Raw genomic sequence first — 1215 nt, 5'->3', positions numbered from 1 at the left:
TCGCCCGCCCAGTCGAGGTGTTCCTTGAGAAGGTCGTTCCAGTCCTTCTTGGTGCCCTCGCCATCGGGGCGCACCTGCATGGCGCTGGCGTCCCAGCCCTCGGCTGTGGCCCGCTTCACATACTTGATGGTGTATTCGACGCCGGCGCGGCCGACATCGAAGGCGAAGACGAGGCGGGGGCGCGTGGTGCGCTTGATGCGCTCCAGCTCGACGCGAAGATCGGCCAGGAAGTGTTCCGGCCAATTGTTGGTGGACATGGCCGAGACCGCCACCTTGCGCACCTGGCACAGGGCAGTGGCATCGAAGATCCCCTCGGTGATCAGGATCTCTTCCGCCTTGGCGATCTCTTCCATCGAGAGGCGCGGCGGAATCCAGCAGTGGCCCTTGTAAGTGCCGCCCTTGCGGAAATGGGCCTTCTTCTCGAACCGGCCGGGTCGGTCGATCAGCCGTTCCCAATAGGTATCGCCCACGGCGAAGCGGACGGTGGCCGAGGTGTGGCCCGTCTTGTGATCGCGGTAGAGTTCCTGCGTATAGCTGCCGCGCAAAAGGCGCAGATCGAGGCACCGCTCGTGCTGCAGATAAGCATCGGCGGTGGCGGTGGGATTTTCCTCGGTTTCGGGGAAGCGCTTGGACCAGTCCTCGAACAGATCGGGCAGGGCATCGCGCACGGAGATTTCCCACCCGCAGCGGTCCTGCCGGCCGCACCGGACGATCTTGGGATCCTTGGCGGCAGCGAACGCTTCGCGCTTGCCGCAGGCGGGGCAGGTGCCCTCCTGCAACCATGCGCCCTTGGTTTTGCGGAACTGGTATTGGGCCTGCAGGCCCTTCAAGATTTCGGCTTCGAGGTTCACGCGGCGCGGCCCTCGATCAGCTGGACCGTGCGCATGACCAGATCGCGGCCGGCGGCGGTGAGGGCAAAGCGAGCGCTGCTATGCTTCACCGCTTCGCGTGCCAGCTTCTGCAGGCTCCGCTTCCAGGCGGCATCGGTGAAGGTCACCAGCCCTTCGCCCTGGCCAAAGGGCGCGCCCTCGATGTCGACATAGGCGGCAGGTGCCCAGAACTGCAGCTCGGCAAAGCCGGCGACCGATGCGAGAAAGGCCCGCTCGACTGCAATCAGGTCCGGGGCGGTGATCTGCAGCGCGTGGTCAAACGAAATCCTGCCCGATGTGGGCAGGGCGGGTTGGCTGGTGGCGCGGTGTGCGCTGGGCATAGGTC

At 65.5% G+C, this 1215-nt stretch carries 2 protein-coding genes; both read right to left on the bottom strand.

The window, feature by feature from the left end; translation table 11 throughout:
• The coding region (locus tag C8K14_RS22265; RefSeq protein WP_133726929.1) for a toprim domain-containing protein at window positions 1–851 on the bottom strand (851 nt) is incomplete at its 3' end.
• On the bottom strand, window positions 848–1215 hold a 368-nt coding region (locus C8K14_RS22815), incomplete at its 5' end, for a hypothetical protein (RefSeq protein WP_158272013.1). The genes C8K14_RS22815 and C8K14_RS22265, both read right to left, overlap by 4 nt.

Source organism: Novosphingobium sp. GV079 (assembly GCF_003058045.1).
GTDB classification, from domain to species: Bacteria; Pseudomonadota; Alphaproteobacteria; order Sphingomonadales; family Sphingomonadaceae; genus Novosphingobium; species Novosphingobium capsulatum.
The sequence above is the reverse complement of the archived record's forward strand: the minus strand, read 5'-3'. Positions and strand labels throughout refer to the sequence as shown.